This window comes from Coprococcus sp. AM97-35 (assembly GCF_027697525.1).
Classification (GTDB): domain Bacteria; phylum Bacillota; class Clostridia; order Lachnospirales; family Lachnospiraceae; genus Allocoprococcus; species Allocoprococcus comes.
Genome location: NZ_JAQESL010000005.1, coordinates 60431 through 79128 on the forward strand (window position 1 = coordinate 60431; position 18698 = coordinate 79128).

Below are 18698 nucleotides of genomic sequence, written 5' to 3' on the forward strand. Positions count from 1 at the left end.
CCAAAAAAGAATCTACCTAGTTTTTTGCAGAAGAATCTGTACTGTCTGTCTGCGCGAAAATTGCCTCGTAAACCTTGCTCCACTCTGCTTTTGCATCATCCTTTTCCTCATCTGCTGACCGGTCAACGATCATCGGAACATCCAGAAGAACAAATTTTTCTGCCAGCTCTTCGTATCTCTTCTGCTGATCTTCTACCGACATTTTCTTCTCATTCTTTTCATCCGGAAGAATTTTATTGGAAAGGATTGCAAGATCACACTTACTCTTCATCAGTTTTTTATTTTCCGGTTTCTTATAGGTTCCTGCATAAATGATCTTCTTAGCTTTCATTGCTTTTGCAATGCCTTCTACCTTACAGTTCTTCTGTTTTACCCCTACTGATGTAATCTGGTCTGTTGCATTCAGCTTATCCAGGATTCCCAGTACTTCCTCTGAACCTACATATGCAGACTTCTTTGGCTTCTGGATCACGATCATTTCTTTATCCAGACCTGCCGGAATTTCTGCGTCTTCCGGGACGATCAGATAACGGACGATCTTTGCTTTGTAAAGCGCAAGCTGTTCTTCCTGTGCCGGTGTCAGTCCGGAATCTGTATCTTCTTTTGTATCCTTTGTCTTGGTCTCTTTTGTATCCTCATCTTTTCTCTGATCGATTTCTAAAAGAGTGATTCCCTGATCATAATGATAGATCTTGAAGTACTTAGCATGCTCTACCTTTGTCTCAGACTGATAAGAAAGTCCCATGATTTCCGGCGCTTTCTCATCCAGTGTATCTGCACTTAAATTGGTCTCCCCACTTACTGTAGTTCCGTCTGCTTTTGCTGCAGCACTTAGGTAAATGAAAATCGAATAGCTGATTTCATGCGCTGTTGACATCTTGGTTGTCATACCGATGATCGTATTGTTCTTGTTCAGTTCTACCGGAATGACAAATGTAGACGTACTTCCGGTTGCTGTCGGATAATAGGTATTTCCATTCGCTTTTACATAGCCATAAGAACTACTGCTAAATACAATGGTAGCATATGCCTGACCGCCTGTCACGGTAATCTTGGTACAACTGATACTGACCTTTCCGGTTCCACCTGACCAGGAAAATTTATCCGGTGTATAGACACCGTCTGCAAGTGTTGTTGCACTGTTTACACGGGCAGTTCCACCATTTAAATCTGCCTCGTATTTGGATTCTTTGTCCGGGGTCTGGTTTGTGCCTGTGCCTCCGGAAGTGGTGCCGGTTCCAAAGTTGGTGTTCTGGCTGGTGTTATTTCCCTGGTTGGTGTTGCCATTATTTCCAGTAGTTCCATTTGTGGAATTGCTATTGTTCAGATTCTTCATGCCTGCTGAGGCGAATGTCAAGGTACGGTCATACCATACTTGCTTTTTATGAGAAAATGCTGCCACTGAAATTCCTGTGTCTAATAAAGAAACCGGAATCGTATAGGTATACATACCATTTTTGTCCACAACATAAGGAATCCACTTGGACTTATCTGCAAGTGCTGCTTCTGCACTTGTTCCTACATACAGATAATCATATCCTGTACCACTGAGTGTAATTTTTGCAGTCATCTCTCCATTTTTTGATGTTAAGATGCAATCCGTAACTTTAAACATGGATGAACTTGAAGTTACGTTTACTTTATAAGAGCCATCACTTACCTGAACATATTTGGTCATTCCTTCTGTCTTGAATGTTAATGTACGATCAAACCATTTACCACCTTTTTTCCCATGTGCTGCAATCTGAATCCCAGTATTCATGCTTTCCACCGGCACTGTAAATACACATTTTCCTTCTACAATTTCTTTAGGCGCAATTAACTGATCTTTTGAAGCTTTTTCAGCATCCTTAGCGGTTCCCACGTATAAATAATCATATCCTGTTCCACTAAGTGTAATATCTGCCTGCATCTTGCCACCAACAGATGTCAGCACGCAATTTACTACACGAAACATTCCACTAGCTGAAGCTGCATCAACATCTACTACATACTTTCCAGTATCCAGTACGTTCTTGTCCTCATTTCCCGGTTTCTGGTTTTCGCCACTTCCGGTTCCCGGTTTGTTCTCTCCTGAATTGCCTCCCTGTTCAGGATTTTCTGTGTCGTCTTTTTTATTTTCTGCTGACGATGAGATATGAAGCGTGTAATCTCCGTCTGCTTTCCTACTCTCCCAACCGTTCTCTTGGCTATGTGGTACAAAGGCAACATCCGTTCCATCTGCTGACAGTGGAAGTTCAAACGTAAATATATACCCTTTGCTTGTTCCCGTTCCAACTATCGCCTTTTCTTCTTTCCGTTCAACTATATCAGCTTTACTTCCAATATAAATTTTATTGTAAGTTTTACTCTCTGTTTCTATCGAAACTTTCAGGTGATCATTTTCTTTTACAACAGAAGACGATCCAACCTTAAACATTTCAAAATCACTGGTAACATTTTTCGCTTCCTGCGTCTTCACTTCCCCGGCATTTTCCGCCGTTTCTTCCGACTTAACCTTCTGCTCCTTTGCAGCCTTCTCTTCGCTCTTTCCGTCTTCGCCCGCTTCTTTTTTCTCTGCCTCAGTTACATTCCCTGTTGCCGCATTTTCTTCTGCTTTCGGCTCTTCCTGACTCTTCTGATTCTCGTCCGTTCCCTGTCCGGCAGTCGTTTCTTCTTCCTGTCCAGTCACTTCTTCAGCCGGCTGACCTGCTGCGTCTGCCGCACCGATTTTTCTGTCTGTTACTTCTACGGTCTGCTGACCTGATTCTGTATTTTCTACTCCTGCCACTGCACTGTCCTCAGCGTAAGCATAAGAAACCGGTGTAACCGACATTGCAACTGCCATGAAAAGTGCAAGAAACTGTTTTGAATTCCTCTTCATAATCCAACTCTTCCTCCTGATGTCCTGATCTTTTGTCGCTTGACAGCTCGATGATGTACATTCGCCAAATTCAGTTCCTCGTGCAAGCATAAATCTGCACTTGGCTCATCGTATGCAAAAAAATCTGCTTCCTTTTTCCTGAAAGCAGACTTCACCTACATCCTCTGCCACCGGAACTCTTTTCCGTATATATGGCAGCACAAAAATCTTGCTTTCATACTCAGTATGAAGCAAGATATCATTTCTTTGTGTATGTAAACACGCTTTCATCGGAAGCAATTTACTCTCTTTCAGCAGGTCTCCTGGCTTATGGATCTTAACAAAGCTGCACCTTCTCACATTTTTTATGCAATGGCTTGCCGCCGCTTTGCTCCTCATTTACAGTGACCGGATCGCTCAGGACTTTCACCTGATTCCCTTTTAAGCCGACCAGAAATTCTTCTGCCTAGCACTGAAAAAGTTTCTTTATTTATTCTTACTCACTATAACAGATATGTTTCTTCTTGACAAGAGTCATCTTTCCTGGTTTATTTCCCTATTTTTCCAAACTCTCCATTAAAAATCCCGGAAGTTTTTGTTTCAAAATCGACACCTTAATGACTATATGTTTATCATAATTTCATGACCTACTTCATTTATATATAGAAAGCGAAGGGGATCGAAATGAGAAAAAAGTGCCAGTGAATGTATGGAAATATTCTGAAATAAGACAATGCAGCCGCCAGATCGACGACTGCATTGTCTTATACTCTTTTTCGTACAATTTTATTTTTTCGCTGCCTCAAAATTACGATGAAGTAATTCGTGGGTCTTTCCTTTCAGAAGTTCATCATATAATGACAGGATCAGCGGATTCTCATTCGACTTCTTAATCTGCGTATTGATATCGGTATCATACAGGCCTTTGCTTCTGGCTATCCTGCTTCTCGGACCTGCCGGGACTGGCTGTCCGCCACCCATGATACATCCGCGCCTGCATGCCATAACCTCAACAAAGTCGTAATGTACCTCGCCCTTCTGGATCTTCTTCATCAGCGCATCTGCATTTCCAAGTCCACTGACAACAGCTGCATGGATAGTACGTCCGTTGTAATCAAACTCTACTTCTTTCAGTCCTTCTTCTCCACGAACTCCACTGAATTTGATCTTATCCATTTCCACACGGTTATGTCCTTCACGAAGGCGCCTGAGTACGGCTTCTGTCACACCACCGGTTACTCCGAAGATCACACCTGCACCAGATCCGATACCAAACGGCATATCGGATGCTTCGATCTCCAGATTTTCAAAGCGGATACCGGATTTCCGGATCATTGTAATCAGCTCTGTTGTAGTCAGTACATAATCAATATCCTGTTTTCCATTCGTGGAAGATTCCGGTCTTAAAATCTCTTCTTTCTTTGCAGTACACGGCATGATCGATACAGAAACGATTCTCTTTCCACCATTCTTTTCCGGATCTTTATAGTATTCACGGATCACAGCACCAAACATCTGCTGTGGTGAACGGCAGGTTGACAGATTTTTTGCCAGATCCGGATAACGGTTCTCACAGAATTTTACCCATGCCGGACAGCAGGATGTAAATAATGGGAGATTTTCTCCGGATGCAAGTCGTTCAAGAAGCTCTTCAGATTCCTCGATCACCGTAAGGTCTGCACCATAAGAAGTATCATAAACTTCATCAAATCCAAGGCGGTGCAACACATTGACGAGTTTTCCCATCACATTTTCCCCTCTTGGAAGGCCGAACTGATCGCCGACTGCGACCCGGACTGCCGGTGCGATCTGTGCGATCACCTTTGTATTCTTATCTGCAAGAAGGTCCCAGATCACTTCGATATTGGTATTGATACTGATCGCACCTGTAGGACAGACAACCCTGCACTGTCCACAGTTTACGCAGTCTGTCTCTGCAATCTTTTTGTTAAATGCCGGTGTTACCAGAGCCTTTGTTCCCCGGTATGCAAAATCAATCGCATTAACAGACTGTACATTGTCGCACATACGGACACAGTCACCACAGAGAATACATTTATTCGGGTCACGCACGATTGACGGTGAACTGAAATCCAGTGGATACTGTTCTTTTGTATTTTCAAATCGGACGGTTGTGACGCCCATACGGTGTGCCAGCGCCTGAAGCTGACATTCTCCACTCTTGATACAGGTTGTACAGTCTCTGCAATGTGCAGCAAGTAAAAGCTCCAGAATCATCTTACGATATTTCATAAGACGCGGAGTATTCGTGTAAATGACCATCCCATCTCTTGGCGGTTCTGAACAGGATGCAAACGTCTTTCCTCTCTCATCTTCTACGGTACACAAACGACAGGCTCCATACACAGACAGTTCTGAATGGTAGCAGAGTGTCGGTATATCTATATCTGCATTACGGATGACAGAAAGTACATTCGGCTCATCTGTAAACTCTACCTTCCTTCCATCTATTGTCATATATCCCATGACTCATTCCTCCTATTTCTCGATATGAATTGCTTTAAACGGACACTGTTCCATGCAGGCTCCGCACTTGATACATTTCTCCTGATTGATATGATAAGGAGATTTCAGCACGCCTTCAATTGCACCTGCCGGACAGTTTCTTGCACACTTCGAGCAGCCCTTGCATATCTCCGGATCGATCTGGAATTTACGCAGATTTGAACAGACACCTGTCCGGCAGCGTTTCTCGTTGATATGTTCCAGATATTCCTCTTCAAATGCATTCATGGTACTGATAACCGGTTTCGGTGCGCTCTTTCCAAGTCCGCAAAGCGCCGTACTCTCAATCATATCTGCCAGTTCACGAAGCTCGTCCATATCGGATGGTTTTCCGTTTCCTGCTACAATACGCTCCAGGATTTCAAGCATTCTCTTTGTACCTTCACGGCAAGGAACACATTTTCCACAGCTTTCTCTCTGTGTAAAACTCATGAAGAATCTGGCAACCTCTACCATACAGGTATCCTCGTCCATGATAACCAGACCGCCCGAACCGATCATTGCCCCGATCTTCGCCAGTGAATCAAAGTCCATCTTACTGTCCAGCTGATCCTCGGTCAGACATCCACCGGACGGACCACCGATCTGTACTGCTTTGAATTTCTTGTCATTCTGGATTCCACCGCCGATGTCATAAATAACTTCGCGCAATGTAATTCCCATTGGTACTTCGATCAGTCCTGTATTTCTTACATTACCGGTCAGTGCAAATGCTTTCGTTCCGGGACTCTCTGGTGTACCGATTCCTTTGAACCAGTCTGCACCATTTGTTACGATCATCGGAACATTGGCATAGGTTTCTACGTTATTAAGAACAGTTGGTCTTGCCCATAATCCCTGCTCTACTGTACGTGGCGGTTTTACTCTCGGCATTCCACGTTTTCCTTCAATGGATGCCGTCAGTGCGCTGCCTTCTCCACAGACGAATGCACCTGCACCACGGTTGATATGTAAATGGAAACTGAAATTGGTTCCAAGAATGTTGTCTCCTAAAAGTCCGATTGCCTCTGCCTGGCTGATCGCTGTCTTCAGTCTTTCAATCGCAAGCGGATATTCTGCACGTACATAGATATAGCCTTCCTGTGCCTGTACTGCATATGCTGCGATCATCATGCCCTCGATCATACGGTGCGGATCACCTTCCATGATACTTCGGTCCATAAATGCACCCGGATCACCTTCATCACCATTGCAGACCACATAGCGGATCTTTTCTTTCTGGGAAGCAACCTGCTGCCACTTTCTGCCGGTGCGGAATCCGGCACCTCCACGTCCACGCAGATTCGAATCATAGATTGTCTGGATCACTGCTTCCGGTGTCATCTCAAAGAGTGCCTTTTCGATTCCGGCATAAGCACCGACTGCAAGTGCACCCCCAATATGCTCTGCGTCGATATGTCCGCAATTCTTCAGTACCAGTCTGGTCTGCTTTGCGTAGAACGGAATCTCTTCCTGTGACGGATAGGTCACTCCATCCATTTTGTAGAGAAGTCGCTCTACCGGTCTGCCACCCAGGATTGTTTCGTTATAAATCTCTTCGCAGTCTTCCAGTTTTACTTTAATATATAAATAATTATATGGCTCAATTCTTACCAGAGGTCCCATCTCGCAGAAGCCATGACATCCACTCTTCATAACCTTTGTATGTGCGATTTCTTCCCCGATCTTTACTTCTACCCCTGTATGATCTTTTGTCAGTTCTTTTAACTTTTCATAAATCTTGCCTGATCCACTTGCCAGACATCCGGTTCCCCCGCAAACCAGTACTCTGCAGTCAGCCGATTGTTTTTTCTGACATTCAATACGATATTCCTTCAATTCCGTTCTGTTTTCAATTTTCATTTTCTTCACCTCTCAGTTCTTCAAGAAGTTTGATTACCTTCTCCGGTGACATCTTCGGATGTACTTCATCATTAACTGTGATCGCAGGTGCAAGTCCACAGGCTCCAAGACAGGATACAGTCTCTACTGTAAAAAGCATATCGTCTGATGTATGCTTGTGCTCATTTAACCCCAGCTCTTTATACAGCGCTTCCAGGATCGGAATGGATTTACGCACATGACAGGCTGTTCCGTCACAGACCTTGATCACATACTTTCCTTTCGGTTCAAATGAAAAATTCTCATAAAAGCTTGCCACACTGTACGCTTTTGCCTCTGTAATCCCGATCTGTTTTGCTACATAGGTAAGCAGTTCCGGTGGAAGATAACGGTATTCCTCCTGAATATCCTGAATGATCGGTATCAATGAGCGTTCCTCCCTTGTATGCATGGCAATGATCTCATCCGTTTTCTGATAATAAGATGCATCTAACATTCCATTTCCTCCTTCGTCATATTGTACATTTCCTTCTTATTATTCTATTATTTTTATGACATTATAACATATATCTATAGTTTTCGTTTATACGTTTCATATATGATAGCTATATATTTTCCAATATATAATAATACAAGAATCAAAAGTATTAGTATTTGTGAATAGACGGATAAATGTGTACCCAGCTCATCAAATACACAAAAAGAGCAGAATGGATATATCTTGGTCCGATATATCATTCTGCTCTCATTTACATCATTTCACGGATTGTTTCTTTTAAATGCTCAATAAATTCTCTTTCGTACAATTTTTTCTGATAACCCTTTTTGTAGATCAGCACATCCCGGATCATCTGTCTGGAAAATCCGGCATGCTTCTGCACCAGATTGTAGTTTTTCCTTAATTTTTCCGGTACTGGCGATACCCACATATAACTGTTTTTTACTTCCCGCAAAATATCAAACTGGCTTCCCCTTTCAAAAATATAAATTTTATTATGTGGATGAAGCGACTCTCCATTCTCACTCAGCTCGGTGTATTCTCCGGTCGGAAGTTTCCAGTCCCCATGCAGGATTTCCACACCATCTTCCAGTTCTTCTCTTGTCTTTAACTCCCTCTTTGCAAGATCTCCATCCGCAGAAGTTAAGATCACATACGGAAGCTCTGCCAGAAGTTCTGCATCCAGCCCTTTCAGATCAAGAAGCGACTGAAAATAAGGTTCATTCTCGCACAGATACCGGATGATTCCCATGGAATACCCGTTCTGCAACACATTTTCAATGGCATGCATAGAACTGTTTTCCTGAAATTCTGCTTTGATCGCCGTTTCCTTGCTCTGCATTCCGATAAACTCTGCAAATGCACTGGAAATGTAACTTGCCCTCGGAACAGTAATCTTAAATGAGAGATTTTCTTTCCCCAGATCACTGCAGTCCCTTTTCATTTCCTCTATTTCGTAAATGATCCTTTTGGCATACTCCAGAAATTTCTGTCCTTCTCTTGTCGCCTTAACTCCCTTTGACGACCGCTCAAAGATAGAAATTCCAAATTCCCGCTCCAGATGCTTGATCGCTTTACTAAGATTTGGCTGCGCCACATAAAGTTCCTTCGCCGCCTTTGAGATTGATCCACTCTTATCGATTTCAACTACATAATGCAAATCTGTCAGATTCATCTTCCCCATCTGCCTTTCTGATCTCTGACTTTATCTCCCCATAACTATTTTCTGAACTTTTATTACAGATTCTTTTCCAGCCATTTACAGACTTCTGAAAATGTTCTCCCTGTTTCTTTTGGTCTTCCTACCGCAACAAGAACTGCCCCTGTTTCCTTTGCTGCCTGTACCTTTTCTCCAAAGCCTCCGGCTTTTCCCGATTCTTTGGTCACAAAATATTTTGCGCCTGTCTGATGGATCGTAGCCACGTTCATCTCCTTTGAAAATGGTCCCTGCATTGCAATGAGATGCTTTCCTTCAAAGCCAAGCGCGACCGATTCCATAACCGCCTGCTCCGTAGAGAGGACTCGCGCAAAGCAGCGCTCTTTATACTCCGTAAGCTTTGTATATTTTATCAGTTCCTTGCTTCCGGTGGTAATCAGGATCTTTCCTTCTGTATTTTGCAGATATTCCACCGCATCTTCAACCGACTGCGCCCAGATCACCCTATCCGCTTCATCCGGCACTGCTTCCATCTTCTCCCGCAGGCAACGCAGATACTGCACACCGGAGATTTCGCAGGCCCTCCTTATCTCCCCAGTCACAAGCTGTGCAAATGGATGGGTTGCATCGATCACCAGATCGATCTGCTTTTCCTTTATCATCTCTGCCATCTGCCTCTGATCCATACGTCCAAAAAAGACTTCCGCATTCTCATGCTCTCCGGTACATTCTTTTCCATATTCGGTTGCGGCACTGACATAAACTTTTACATTTCTTCCATCTAGAAATTCCGTAATCCGCCTTCCCTCTGTTGTCCCTGAAAATATTAAAATCCGCTTCATATTCTGATCCTTACCTTCTTTTCTGCCACTGCTATTGTCACCCGATTCATGCACTGCTTCGGCATCAGAAGCCTGCCATCCTCTCCGGCTGCAAGAATCGCCGCCCGCTCACAGACATTGTCCACACCCGTGACCTTCCTGACAAACTCCGAATGGGAGCTGACACATTTAACTTTTCCCAACTCTTCTGCTGAAAACGTGTAAAATGGAAGCTTCCACTTTGCCGCATAAGAAAGTAATCCCTCTTCTTCTTTTTTCAAATCAATACTGTCGATCTCAATGACTTCCTTTTCTGTAAATCCAAGGATCTTTTTTGCCTCATTGACCGCGCTTTGGATTTCTTCTTCGGAAATCCCTTTGCGACATCCGATTCCCAGCACCAGGTTCTTCGGCGGAAGATCCAGAATCGTCTCTTCTTCCCGCCTTTCACCACTTCTTCCTGCAATCCGGATTCCATATGGATAGTTTCTGAGAAACTCTTCTGTTTCACATAGCTTTAATTCCTCCGGAAACTTTCCTTCTACTGGAAATACACTGTAAAGTCCAATCTTATTCCCATCCAGAACCACAGCTGAAATCTCCTTTGCCTTTTTCCGGTCTGTCAGTACCAGACCATTGCTTTTTGCAAATACATCTACTGCAAACTTTTGTTCTACATCCGTTGCTGTAGTAAGTACTGCCTGCGCATTTATTTTCTCCGCGATTTCCTTTGCAAGCTCTACAGCTCCGCCCACATGTCCCGACAGGAGCGGAATCACATAGCTTCCTTTTTCATCCATCACCAGAACCGGCGAATCGGTAAATTTGTCTTTCACATGAGGGGCGATCATCCGCACTGCGATTCCTGCCGCCCCGATAAAAAACAAAGCCTTCTCTCCCCAGAGGCTGCCTATCCAGCTTTTCTTATCTTCCGGAAAAGCATGAAATCCGTATAATCTGCAAAACCGTGTCAAAGTATACACTTTGACACGGTATCCGCTTTGTATGAAATTCTCTCTGACTTTACAGGCCATCTGACAGCCTGCATCTGTAAAACTCAAGATTACAATTTCCATAAACTTTAGTATTTCTCCATCTGCTCCACGTTCAGTACAAAAATCGTACTTCCGCCTACCTGCACATTGATCGGAACGGACGGTGCTGCGCTCATGCTGCTCTGTCCTGAGATCAATGCCGGGTTTGCATAAGTGATCGTCTTTCTTTCGCCAGAATTCTTCTTGATGATCTTCAGTGCCTCTGCTACCTTCTCATCATCCACTACAACCATGATCGTGGTGCTCTTTTTCTTCAGAAATCCACCGGTTGTAGCCAGCTTTGTTACCATGTATCCGGCAATATTCAGTTCCTCTATCGTCTCCAGTTCATCATCCTTATGCAGGATCGCCATAATCATCTTCATACAAAAACCCTCCTGTCTTATCTGGCTTTTGATGCCAGATCCCTTTTTCTTTTATTTTACCGCATTTACCTGGAAAGGTAAACGAAAATGTTGCATTTTAAAAGATTAGTTGAAATCCAAAACGAACTTTAACTTTGTGCATTACCTGTTACAATAATCTTCTTCAATCCTGCCATCCAGTATCCGGATCACCCGGTGTGCCTGACTGGCAATCTCTTCATCATGTGTGATGATAATAACCGTTCTGCCTGACCTGTGCAGTTCTTTCAGGATTTCCATGATCTCCTGTGTTGATTTCGTATCCAGATTGCCGGTCGGTTCATCGGCAAGAATGATCGGCGGTTTTGCGGCAACCGCTCTTGCCACCGCAACTCTCTGCTGCTGTCCTCCGGACATTTCATTCGGCTTATGCTTCATCCGGTCTTCCAGACCGACACTTTTCAGGGCTTCCATCGCAAGTTGCTTTCTCTCATTTTTTGACACCCCGCGGTATACCAGCGGAAGCTCTACGTTTCCAACTGCATCCAAATTACTGATCAGGTTGAATCCCTGGAAAATGAAACCGATCTCTTTATTCCGCACATCTGCAAGCTGATTATCTGTCATACTCGCCACATCCTGCCCGTCCAGAACATACTTGCCGGAAGTCGGTGTATCCAGACAGCCGAGCATATTCATCAGCGTTGATTTTCCCGAGCCTGAATGTCCCACAATCGCAACCAGGTCTCCTTTTTCGATATCCAGATCGATCCCGTCAAGTGCACGGACTTCATTCTCACCCGGATTGTAGATTTTCTTCATATTTTCTATATGAATCAATGCCCCCATAAATGTTCTCCTTTTCTTTTCGCTCTACTTTACGTTCCTGTTTTCAATATACCTTATTTTGAATCCAATCACAATGCTATCCTCCTGGCATCATGAATTCTTAAGAATTTCCATTGAAAACATCTTTAAATTTCCTTTTTTATAAAAAATATCAATTATACATCTCGTTTAAAAACACTTATGATAAAACTATCATTTCTAAAAAAGGAGATCTGAAAATGACCAATTTAAAATTACCGGAAGATTTTGAAACCTATCCGGAAGCAAGAAAGAATGCTTTTCTGAAAATGAAAGAGCTGAAGGAGTCCGGGCGCAGAATTGTCGGAGTTTTCTGTACCTACACCCCATGGGAACTGATTGAAGCTGCAGACGCAGCTGCAGTTGTACTTTGCGGGATCGGAGATGACAATATCCCGATTGCAGAGACCAGACTGCCACAGAACCTTTGTCCTCTGATCAAGGCAAGCTACGGTGCCGCCCTCGCTGACCGCTGTCCATTCTTCTATTTTTCGGACATGGTGCTCGCAGAGACAACCTGCGATGGAAAAAAGAAAATGTATGAACTGATGTCCGAGCTTAAGCACTGCCATATTATGCAGCTTCCGCCAGGAAAAACAGGCCGCGGTGCGCTGGAATTCTGGAAACAGGAGGTAATCAGCGTCAAAGAAGATCTGGAGGATTTCTATCACATAAGGATCACAGATGAGCAAATCCGCAAAGCAATCCATCTTCGCAACCGGGAACGCAAGGCCGTCCTTGACTTCTTTGAGATTGGACGCTTAAAACCGACCCCGATTACCGGTTATGAGATCAACACAGTTATTTCCTCGAACGAATTCACGGTTGATCTGGAAGAAAAAATCAAATACCTGGAACACCGTACCGCTGAGCTTAAAGAGCTTTATGAAAAGGAATATAAAGGCAAACCATCCCGTCCGAGAGTTCTCATTACCGGATGTCCGACCACCGGCGTGATCGACAAAATTGTACGCCAGATTGAAGAACTCGGAGCAGATGTTGTCGGCTTTGAGAACTGTTGCGGTCCACGTGAGAAAAAAGATCCGATTGATGAGACAAAGGATCCAATCACTGCAATCGCCGAAAAATATCTTCGTGTAAACTGTTCGGTCATGAGTCCGAACCCGGGACGTCTCGAGGCGCTTGATGCCCAGATTGATGAATATAAGGTAGATGGTGTCGTTGAGGTCCTTCTGCAGGCATGTCATACCTTTGCCATTGAGTCCGATGCGATCCGCACCTTTGTCACCAAAGAAAAAGGACTTCCGTATATTGCGATCAATACAGACTATTCTTCTGGTGACCAGGCACAGATCAATACAAGACTCGGGGCATTTATCGAAATGCTCGGTTAAAAGAAAATCCGGTGATCTTTCCTTCGATCACCGGACTTCTTTTTTCTCTTTTTGGCAGAATCATTTAAGCTTCTTCTTTCCCTTCAACAAGGCTGTTCAGCTTCTTGTTAGCCAGGAAGATAAGTGCTGTAAATACTAACATAATGACTGTGATTCCAACAAATACAGGGAACACATCAAATTTTTCAATAAATGCCTGTACAAACGGGCTTAACTTGTTTGCGCCAAATGTAGAAATTGCGATAACCCCCATCAAAAGTGAGAGATATTTCTTCGGCGCATACTTACTTACAAATGCATTACGCAGCGGTGAGAAACACATCTCTCCGATTGTAATAACCGTTACAAACAGGAATGGCCAGAAAACGCTTGCTTTTACAGAAGCATCTGCGCCAACTCCGCGAACCAGTTCACAAACAACCATTACTCCAAACGCAAGTCCTACAAAAAGGAAGCCAAGTGCTACTTTCTTAAACATATTCATATCGCCCTGCGGACGCTCGGCAAGTTTCTTCCAGATGGCTGCCATCACACCACCAAGAACGACACACAAAAGTCCGTTCCATGTAGTAGTAACCCATGACGGCGGAATGTCAAAAGAGCCAATACTCATCTTCACATAATCAGTCATATAAATGACAAGCGCAAGATCCTGCTGATAGTAGAACAGCCAGAAGATAACAGAGAGTGCCGATACAAGAATGATCGCTATCATACGGTTTCTTTCCAATTTTGTAAGCGGCTGCTTATCGTTCTTCCCATCTTCTTTCTTTTCGTTAGACCCGATCACATTTCCATTCTCATCCGTAAGATACTTGAATGGTTTCACACCCTGTCCCTGAAGGTTTTTCCAGTTCAGTACAAACCATGCCAGACCAACGATGCACCAAATCGATGCCACAAAGAAGCACTGACGGAATCCAAGCACATCGCCTTTTTTAAATAAGTGGAGATACAAAAATCCGGTAAGCAGTGAACCTACGAAAGCCCCAACATTTACATAAGAATACTGAATGGAAAATGCAGCATCCAGAAGTTCTTTGTTCTGATATTGTCTTCCGATCAGAGCGTTTAAGTTTCCTTTGAAAAGACCGGTTCCAATCGATACAAGAATGATCATCAGATTGACCATTCCCGGACCTGTTGCCTTCCAGCCTACCAGATATCCGATTGCCATGATAATATATCCCAGAGAGATCGCATATCTCGCTCCCAGCCATCTGTCAGAGATAATTCCTCCGATCAGCGGTGCCATATAGGTGTACGCTGTCAGATTCGCTGCCATGACTGCCGCATCTGTTCGCTCAATACCAAGACCACCCTGTAAAGTTGCAGTGATCAGGAATAGAAGCAAGATTGGCTTTGCTCCGTAAAATGCCAGGCGTTCAAACATAAATGTGATACAACAGGCATAAAAGCCTTTTGGATGTTTTTCATTAGTCTGTGCTTTTCCCATTACTTTTTATTTCCTTTCTGTTTTGGCGACTGTCGACAATCGTCATTCTTTATAAGTAATATAGCATAACTTCACCACTTTTTCAATACAGCTCATGTCTTACACTCTTTTTTTGTTATAATTCAACAAAACACAACAAAAAAAGATGTGGAATATTACTATCCACATCTCTTCATTATTAATATTTATCCATTTACTACTATCTAAAGACTGTAACCTCTCTCTGTATCCTAGACAAGAAAATCAAATGAAAATCCGGAATCCTCTTCCGACAATCCCTGCTCTTTCAAAAGCCTTCGGATCGTTCTCATGTAATGATCGGAAAGAACGTGACAGATTTTCTCCTTGTTCTTTTCCCTGCAGGCATCCACCAGTTCTTTATGAATCGGATACTGTCTTTCTACCACACGCTTTTTATCCGTGCTCAGGCTGAAGCCCGTAACAATATTTCCATAATTCAGCTCTTTCCATGCTTTATAGAGCCTTATCATACCAGTCATCTCTACAAGCAGTCCATGCATCTGGTTATCATAGACAAAAACCTGGTCAAACTGCTCTTCATCCAGTTTTTTCATTTTTTCCAGCACTTCTTCCATCCGGCAAATGGTATCCTCCGGAACGTTTCCGCCCATCAGCTTCACTGCCATGGTTTCGTAATTCGCCCGCATAAGGTAAATTTCAAATGATTCTTCCAGTGTAATTTCTTTTACAGAACATCCTGCATTTCTTACATATTCTATAAGTCCTTCATTTTCCAGCTGTCTAAGTGCCTCACGAATCGGAGCCCTGCTTGTCTTAAATTCCTTTGCCAGATCCTGTTCCACAATCTTCTGTCCCGGCTCCAGCTCCTGGTAAATAATCCTCTTCCGGATAATATCTGCAATATTTTCTCTTAGTGTTCGATATATTAATTCTGCCATTCCTTTTACCCAACCTTGTTACTCATTCTCTGCCATTTCGGTGATCTGACACCATAATTATTATAACAGGACAGTTTCTTTCCTGTCTATAAAAAAATTAGAATGCACTCTGAATTTTATTTTTCTATCGTTCCTCGAAATACGCCTTCTTCAAGATTCGGAAAAACTTGCAGAGAGTTCTTCCGGAACTCCCTGCAAATACTTCTTTATGCAATTTCAAACACACCATCGCCTGCTGCCTTGATATGACAGCTGTAAAATTCTTTGGATGCCTCGATCAGATAACCGGTATCCTTTACACCGGAAGTCTCATAAGCCGAATGCATTGCGAGCTGCGGAAGTCCGATATCCACGGTATTCATGGATACCTGCGCCATTGCAATATTTCCCAGTGTACTTCCACCTGCCGCATCCGAACGGTTGGCAAAAAACTGCACCGGTACACCTGCCTTTTCACAGATTGCCTTGAAAATCGCAATACTTACTGCATCACTGGTATATTTCTGACCGGCATGAGATTTGATCACGATTCCTTCGTTCATATAGTTACAGTTATTTACATCCGTCTTCTGCTGATAATTCGGGTGTACTGCATGTGCATTATCACAGCTCAGCATAAAACTTCCGGCAACTGCACGATAGAAATCTTCCTCATCTTTTCCCAGTGCCTTGTTGATCCGACAAAGCACATCCGACAACAGTGTCGATGCTGCTCCCTGCTTGGTTCCTGATCCAACCTCTTCATTGTCAAAGCAGGCAAATACATTGATATTTTTTGCATTTTCTCCTGCAAGGAAACCATTCAGTGACGCAAACGCACACTGCAGATCATCCAGCTGTGGGCAGGATAAGAATTCCTTCTCTCTTCCCCATACAGATGGCTCCATCCGGTTATACAGGAACAGATCCATACCATAAATCTTCTCTTCTTCTACGCCAAGCTCTTCTGCGATCAGTTTTTTCATCTCACCTGGTTCTTTTGCCGATCCGGCAAAAACCGGAAGCATGTCTACCTGTTTGTTGATCGCACGGCCTTCATTGACTGCGCGGTCCATATGGATTGCAAGGCTTGGAATCATCAGAAGATCTCTTTCTACCTTGACCAATCTGGTCTCCATTCCACTGTCCGTCTTTACAATTACGCGCCCTGCTACCGATAACGGACGGTCAAACCAGGTAGAGCAGATCATTCCGCCATAGCCTTCTGTATTCAGAACGGTGTATTTTTTCTTCACCTCTATCTCTGCATTCTCTTTGATCTTAAAGGTCGGTGAGTCACTGTGGGACGCAGTTACATGAAAGCTGTACTCATCCAGTTGGTTTCCGACTTTAAATGCAAGAATGCTGGAATGGTTACGAGTTACATAATATTTTCCGCCTTTTTCTATTTTCCATTTTTCCGACTCTTTCAGCTCCTGAAATCCTTCTTTTGTAAGAATATCCCGGATTGATTTTACTGCATGGAAAGCAGTCGGCGAGTTCTTTATAAATGATGTAAGTTCTTTAATTGTCTGGTTATCCATAATGTTCCTCCTAGCATTTCAGCCCTTTATTTTCCAGATTCTTTTGCACGTTCACGTTCGGCAAGCTTCGGCATGATAATTCCAAGTGCAGTCAGCACTACCGGTGTGATCACATTCATTGCAAAGGTAAATGGATCTTTGTTATACATTCCCATTATACAACAGATCAGTGTCACAAAAAAACACCATCCTCCGAAAAAGTATGCGATCTTCTGATTTTTCACAAAACGGTATTCTGCCGGAATCCGGTCATATGCCTTACGAAGCGCAATGTACGCCACAAATACCCAGATATAACGAAGCGGCATACATACGGAATTCAGCCTGGTAAGCTGCTGGAGAACCGCTGCTGCTCCCGGAAGGAAGGTCTGCACTACGATGATTGCCCCTGCAAGCACCAAAATCAGTTTAATACCATTGGAATACGCACCATATTTATTCTTTTTACGAAGCCCCGAAGGAATATACTGTGCCGTTTTTTCGTTATCCAGAAGCATACGCAGCGGTGCATCGATACTCAGGATCAGAATTGAAAACTGTCCGATCAGGTTACAGAGTGCATAGATGATCAGGAAAGTATCTCCAATGTGATAGTACTCACCCAGTTTCTGGAATGCCCAATAAGAACCATTTGCCGCATAAGAGTTAAAAGATTCTTCACTGGCGTTAATTACCACCGGGTCAAACATTCTTCCCATCGCGATCGTTCCCAGCATTGCGCATACCAGTACCATAGCAGTCATTGCAATGATTCCTTTCGGGAAGCCTTTGCTTGGATTTTCTACTTTATTTACATAAGGCGAAATTTTTTCACATCCTCCGACTGCAAATACAAGGATTGAAAGCGATGAAAAATATCCAATATTAAAGTTCGGAATCAGATTCTTCAGGCTGAAATCAATCGTTACATAGTCTGCGCCCGGATTGATCGCCGGTGCTGCAAGCATCATGATAATATATAAAATCGACATTACAAACATACTGGTCCCGGCAAGAGAAAGCAGCTTTTTCAGCGGATTCATTCCTTTACTCGCAATAAAACATCCGATCAGGAATACCCCCAGTGTTGCCATCTGTACGCCAATCGTCGGGAATGTATCATAAGTCTCTGCGTTACGGAATACTGCCCAGCTGAGGGCTTTCAGGCTTCCGCTTCCTTTGCTGGCAATGTACGTAATATGGCATGCCCAGTAGGTCCAGCCTGCATAATAGGCTACCTTCGGACCTATTGTATCGTAAACCCATGAGTTTACACCGCCACCGCTGTTTTTAAAAGCCGATCCCAGTTCCCCAACCATCAGTGAATACGGAATAAAATACAGCACAAACATCATAACCCAGCTTAGTATTACCTGAATTCCGTTAAAATAAATGAATCCGTTCAATACATTTCCAAATCCCCATACTGTTGAAAATGCCATAAATGCCAGCGTCATCACCGTGATTTTCTTATTATCAGACATAATTTTACCTCTCTCGTATTTTCATACATTTCCTTTAATTCTATTAAATT

The 18698-nt window shown here is 43.4% G+C and carries 14 protein-coding genes and 1 riboswitch; of the genes, 1 reads left to right on the top strand and 13 read right to left on the bottom strand.

Annotation, left to right across the window (positions count from 1 at the left end; genetic code table 11):
- Positions 1 to 16 precede the first annotated feature (16 nt).
- The 9 genes from PG840_RS06410 to PG840_RS06450 all read right to left on the bottom strand — a co-directional run bounded on the left by PG840_RS06410 (position 17) and on the right by PG840_RS06450 (position 11913).
- Positions 17 to 2863 (bottom strand): hypothetical protein, encoded by a 2847-nt coding sequence (locus tag PG840_RS06410; RefSeq protein WP_270205353.1) that lies wholly within the window; start codon positions 2861 to 2863, stop codon positions 17 to 19.
- Positions 2864 to 3138: 275 nt separating this feature from the next.
- Positions 3139 to 3334: riboswitch (cobalamin riboswitch) on the bottom strand.
- Between the two features lie 294 nt (positions 3335 to 3628).
- On the bottom strand, positions 3629 to 5329 hold the full coding sequence (locus PG840_RS06415; protein WP_117822865.1) for a [FeFe] hydrogenase, group A: 1701 nt from the start codon (positions 5327 to 5329) through the stop codon (positions 3629 to 3631).
- A gap of 12 nt (positions 5330 to 5341) precedes the next feature.
- Positions 5342 to 7210 (bottom strand): NADH-quinone oxidoreductase subunit NuoF, encoded by a 1869-nt coding sequence (locus PG840_RS06420; RefSeq protein WP_008371805.1) that lies wholly within the window; start codon positions 7208 to 7210, stop codon positions 5342 to 5344.
- Positions 7200 to 7685, bottom strand: a complete 486-nt coding sequence (locus tag PG840_RS06425; protein ID WP_022220742.1) for a complex I 24 kDa subunit family protein — start codon at positions 7683 to 7685, stop codon at positions 7200 to 7202. The genes PG840_RS06420 and PG840_RS06425 overlap by 11 nt, the downstream gene beginning before the upstream one ends.
- A 253-nt stretch (positions 7686 to 7938) precedes the next feature.
- Complete coding sequence (locus PG840_RS06430) at positions 7939 to 8862, bottom strand: LysR family transcriptional regulator (protein WP_270205352.1); 924 nt, start codon at positions 8860 to 8862, stop codon at positions 7939 to 7941.
- A gap of 62 nt (positions 8863 to 8924) precedes the next feature.
- Entirely contained in the window at positions 8925 to 9686 is a 762-nt protein-coding gene (cobK, locus tag PG840_RS06435; protein ID WP_270205351.1) for a precorrin-6A reductase, read from the bottom strand.
- Positions 9683 to 10741 carry a cobalt-precorrin 5A hydrolase gene (locus tag PG840_RS06440; protein ID WP_055246531.1) on the bottom strand — a complete coding sequence of 353 codons (1059 nt, stop codon included), beginning with the start codon at positions 10739 to 10741 and terminating at the stop codon, positions 9683 to 9685. Before PG840_RS06440 ends, cobK begins: the two co-directional genes overlap by 4 nt.
- Positions 10742 to 10746: 5 nt before the next feature.
- Entirely contained in the window at positions 10747 to 11085 is a 339-nt protein-coding gene (locus tag PG840_RS06445) for a cyclic-di-AMP receptor (protein ID WP_008371815.1), read from the bottom strand.
- A 141-nt stretch (positions 11086 to 11226) separates the two neighbouring features.
- Positions 11227 to 11913, bottom strand: coding sequence for an ABC transporter ATP-binding protein (locus PG840_RS06450; protein WP_270202818.1), 687 nt, complete (start codon positions 11911 to 11913; stop codon positions 11227 to 11229).
- A 218-nt stretch (positions 11914 to 12131) separates the two neighbouring features.
- Here PG840_RS06450 and PG840_RS06455 point away from each other — a divergent pair, with 218 nt between their 5' ends.
- Complete coding sequence (locus PG840_RS06455; protein ID WP_117834405.1) at positions 12132 to 13286, top strand: double-cubane-cluster-containing anaerobic reductase; 1155 nt, start codon at positions 12132 to 12134, stop codon at positions 13284 to 13286.
- A 64-nt stretch (positions 13287 to 13350) separates the two neighbouring features.
- On the opposite strand, the gene PG840_RS06460 is transcribed toward PG840_RS06455, so the two are convergent.
- The 4 genes from PG840_RS06460 to PG840_RS06475 all read right to left on the bottom strand — a co-directional run bounded on the left by PG840_RS06460 (position 13351) and on the right by PG840_RS06475 (position 18648).
- Positions 13351 to 14742, bottom strand: a complete 1392-nt coding sequence (locus tag PG840_RS06460; RefSeq protein WP_008371821.1) for a peptide MFS transporter — start codon at positions 14740 to 14742, stop codon at positions 13351 to 13353.
- A 230-nt stretch (positions 14743 to 14972) separates the two neighbouring features.
- Positions 14973 to 15662: a GntR family transcriptional regulator gene (locus tag PG840_RS06465; protein ID WP_117834407.1), complete on the bottom strand. Its 690-nt coding sequence runs from the start codon at positions 15660 to 15662 to the stop codon at positions 14973 to 14975.
- 206 nt (positions 15663 to 15868) lie between these two features.
- Positions 15869 to 17185: a M18 family aminopeptidase gene (locus tag PG840_RS06470; protein WP_117834409.1), complete on the bottom strand. Its 1317-nt coding sequence runs from the start codon at positions 17183 to 17185 to the stop codon at positions 15869 to 15871.
- A gap of 26 nt (positions 17186 to 17211) precedes the next feature.
- Positions 17212 to 18648 carry an APC family permease gene (locus PG840_RS06475; RefSeq protein ID WP_117555764.1) on the bottom strand — a complete coding sequence of 479 codons (1437 nt, stop codon included), beginning with the start codon at positions 18646 to 18648 and terminating at the stop codon, positions 17212 to 17214.
- Positions 18649 to 18698: the final 50 nt, after the last annotated feature.

Coding starts and splice junctions, on each gene's coding strand:
- PG840_RS06430 (WP_270205352.1), bottom strand. CDS start 8,862: ATGAATCTGACAGATTTGCATTATGTAGTTGAAATCGATAAGAGTGGA.
- PG840_RS06420 (WP_008371805.1), bottom strand. CDS start 7,210: ATGAAAATTGAAAACAGAACGGAATTGAAGGAATATCGTATTGAATGT.
- cobK (WP_270205351.1), bottom strand. CDS start 9,686: ATGAAGCGGATTTTAATATTTTCAGGGACAACAGAGGGAAGGCGGATT.
- PG840_RS06445 (WP_008371815.1), bottom strand. CDS start 11,085: ATGAAGATGATTATGGCGATCCTGCATAAGGATGATGAACTGGAGACG.
- PG840_RS06465 (WP_117834407.1), bottom strand. CDS start 15,662: ATGGCAGAATTAATATATCGAACACTAAGAGAAAATATTGCAGATATT.
- PG840_RS06425 (WP_022220742.1), bottom strand. CDS start 7,685: ATGTTAGATGCATCTTATTATCAGAAAACGGATGAGATCATTGCCATG.
- PG840_RS06475 (WP_117555764.1), bottom strand. CDS start 18,648: ATGTCTGATAATAAGAAAATCACGGTGATGACGCTGGCATTTATGGCA.
- PG840_RS06450 (WP_270202818.1), bottom strand. CDS start 11,913: ATGGGGGCATTGATTCATATAGAAAATATGAAGAAAATCTACAATCCG.
- PG840_RS06470 (WP_117834409.1), bottom strand. CDS start 17,185: ATGGATAACCAGACAATTAAAGAACTTACATCATTTATAAAGAACTCG.
- PG840_RS06455 (WP_117834405.1), top strand. CDS start 12,132: ATGACCAATTTAAAATTACCGGAAGATTTTGAAACCTATCCGGAAGCA.
- PG840_RS06415 (WP_117822865.1), bottom strand. CDS start 5,329: ATGGGATATATGACAATAGATGGAAGGAAGGTAGAGTTTACAGATGAG.
- PG840_RS06440 (WP_055246531.1), bottom strand. CDS start 10,741: ATGGAAATTGTAATCTTGAGTTTTACAGATGCAGGCTGTCAGATGGCC.
- PG840_RS06410 (WP_270205353.1), bottom strand. CDS start 2,863: ATGAAGAGGAATTCAAAACAGTTTCTTGCACTTTTCATGGCAGTTGCA.
- PG840_RS06460 (WP_008371821.1), bottom strand. CDS start 14,742: ATGGGAAAAGCACAGACTAATGAAAAACATCCAAAAGGCTTTTATGCC.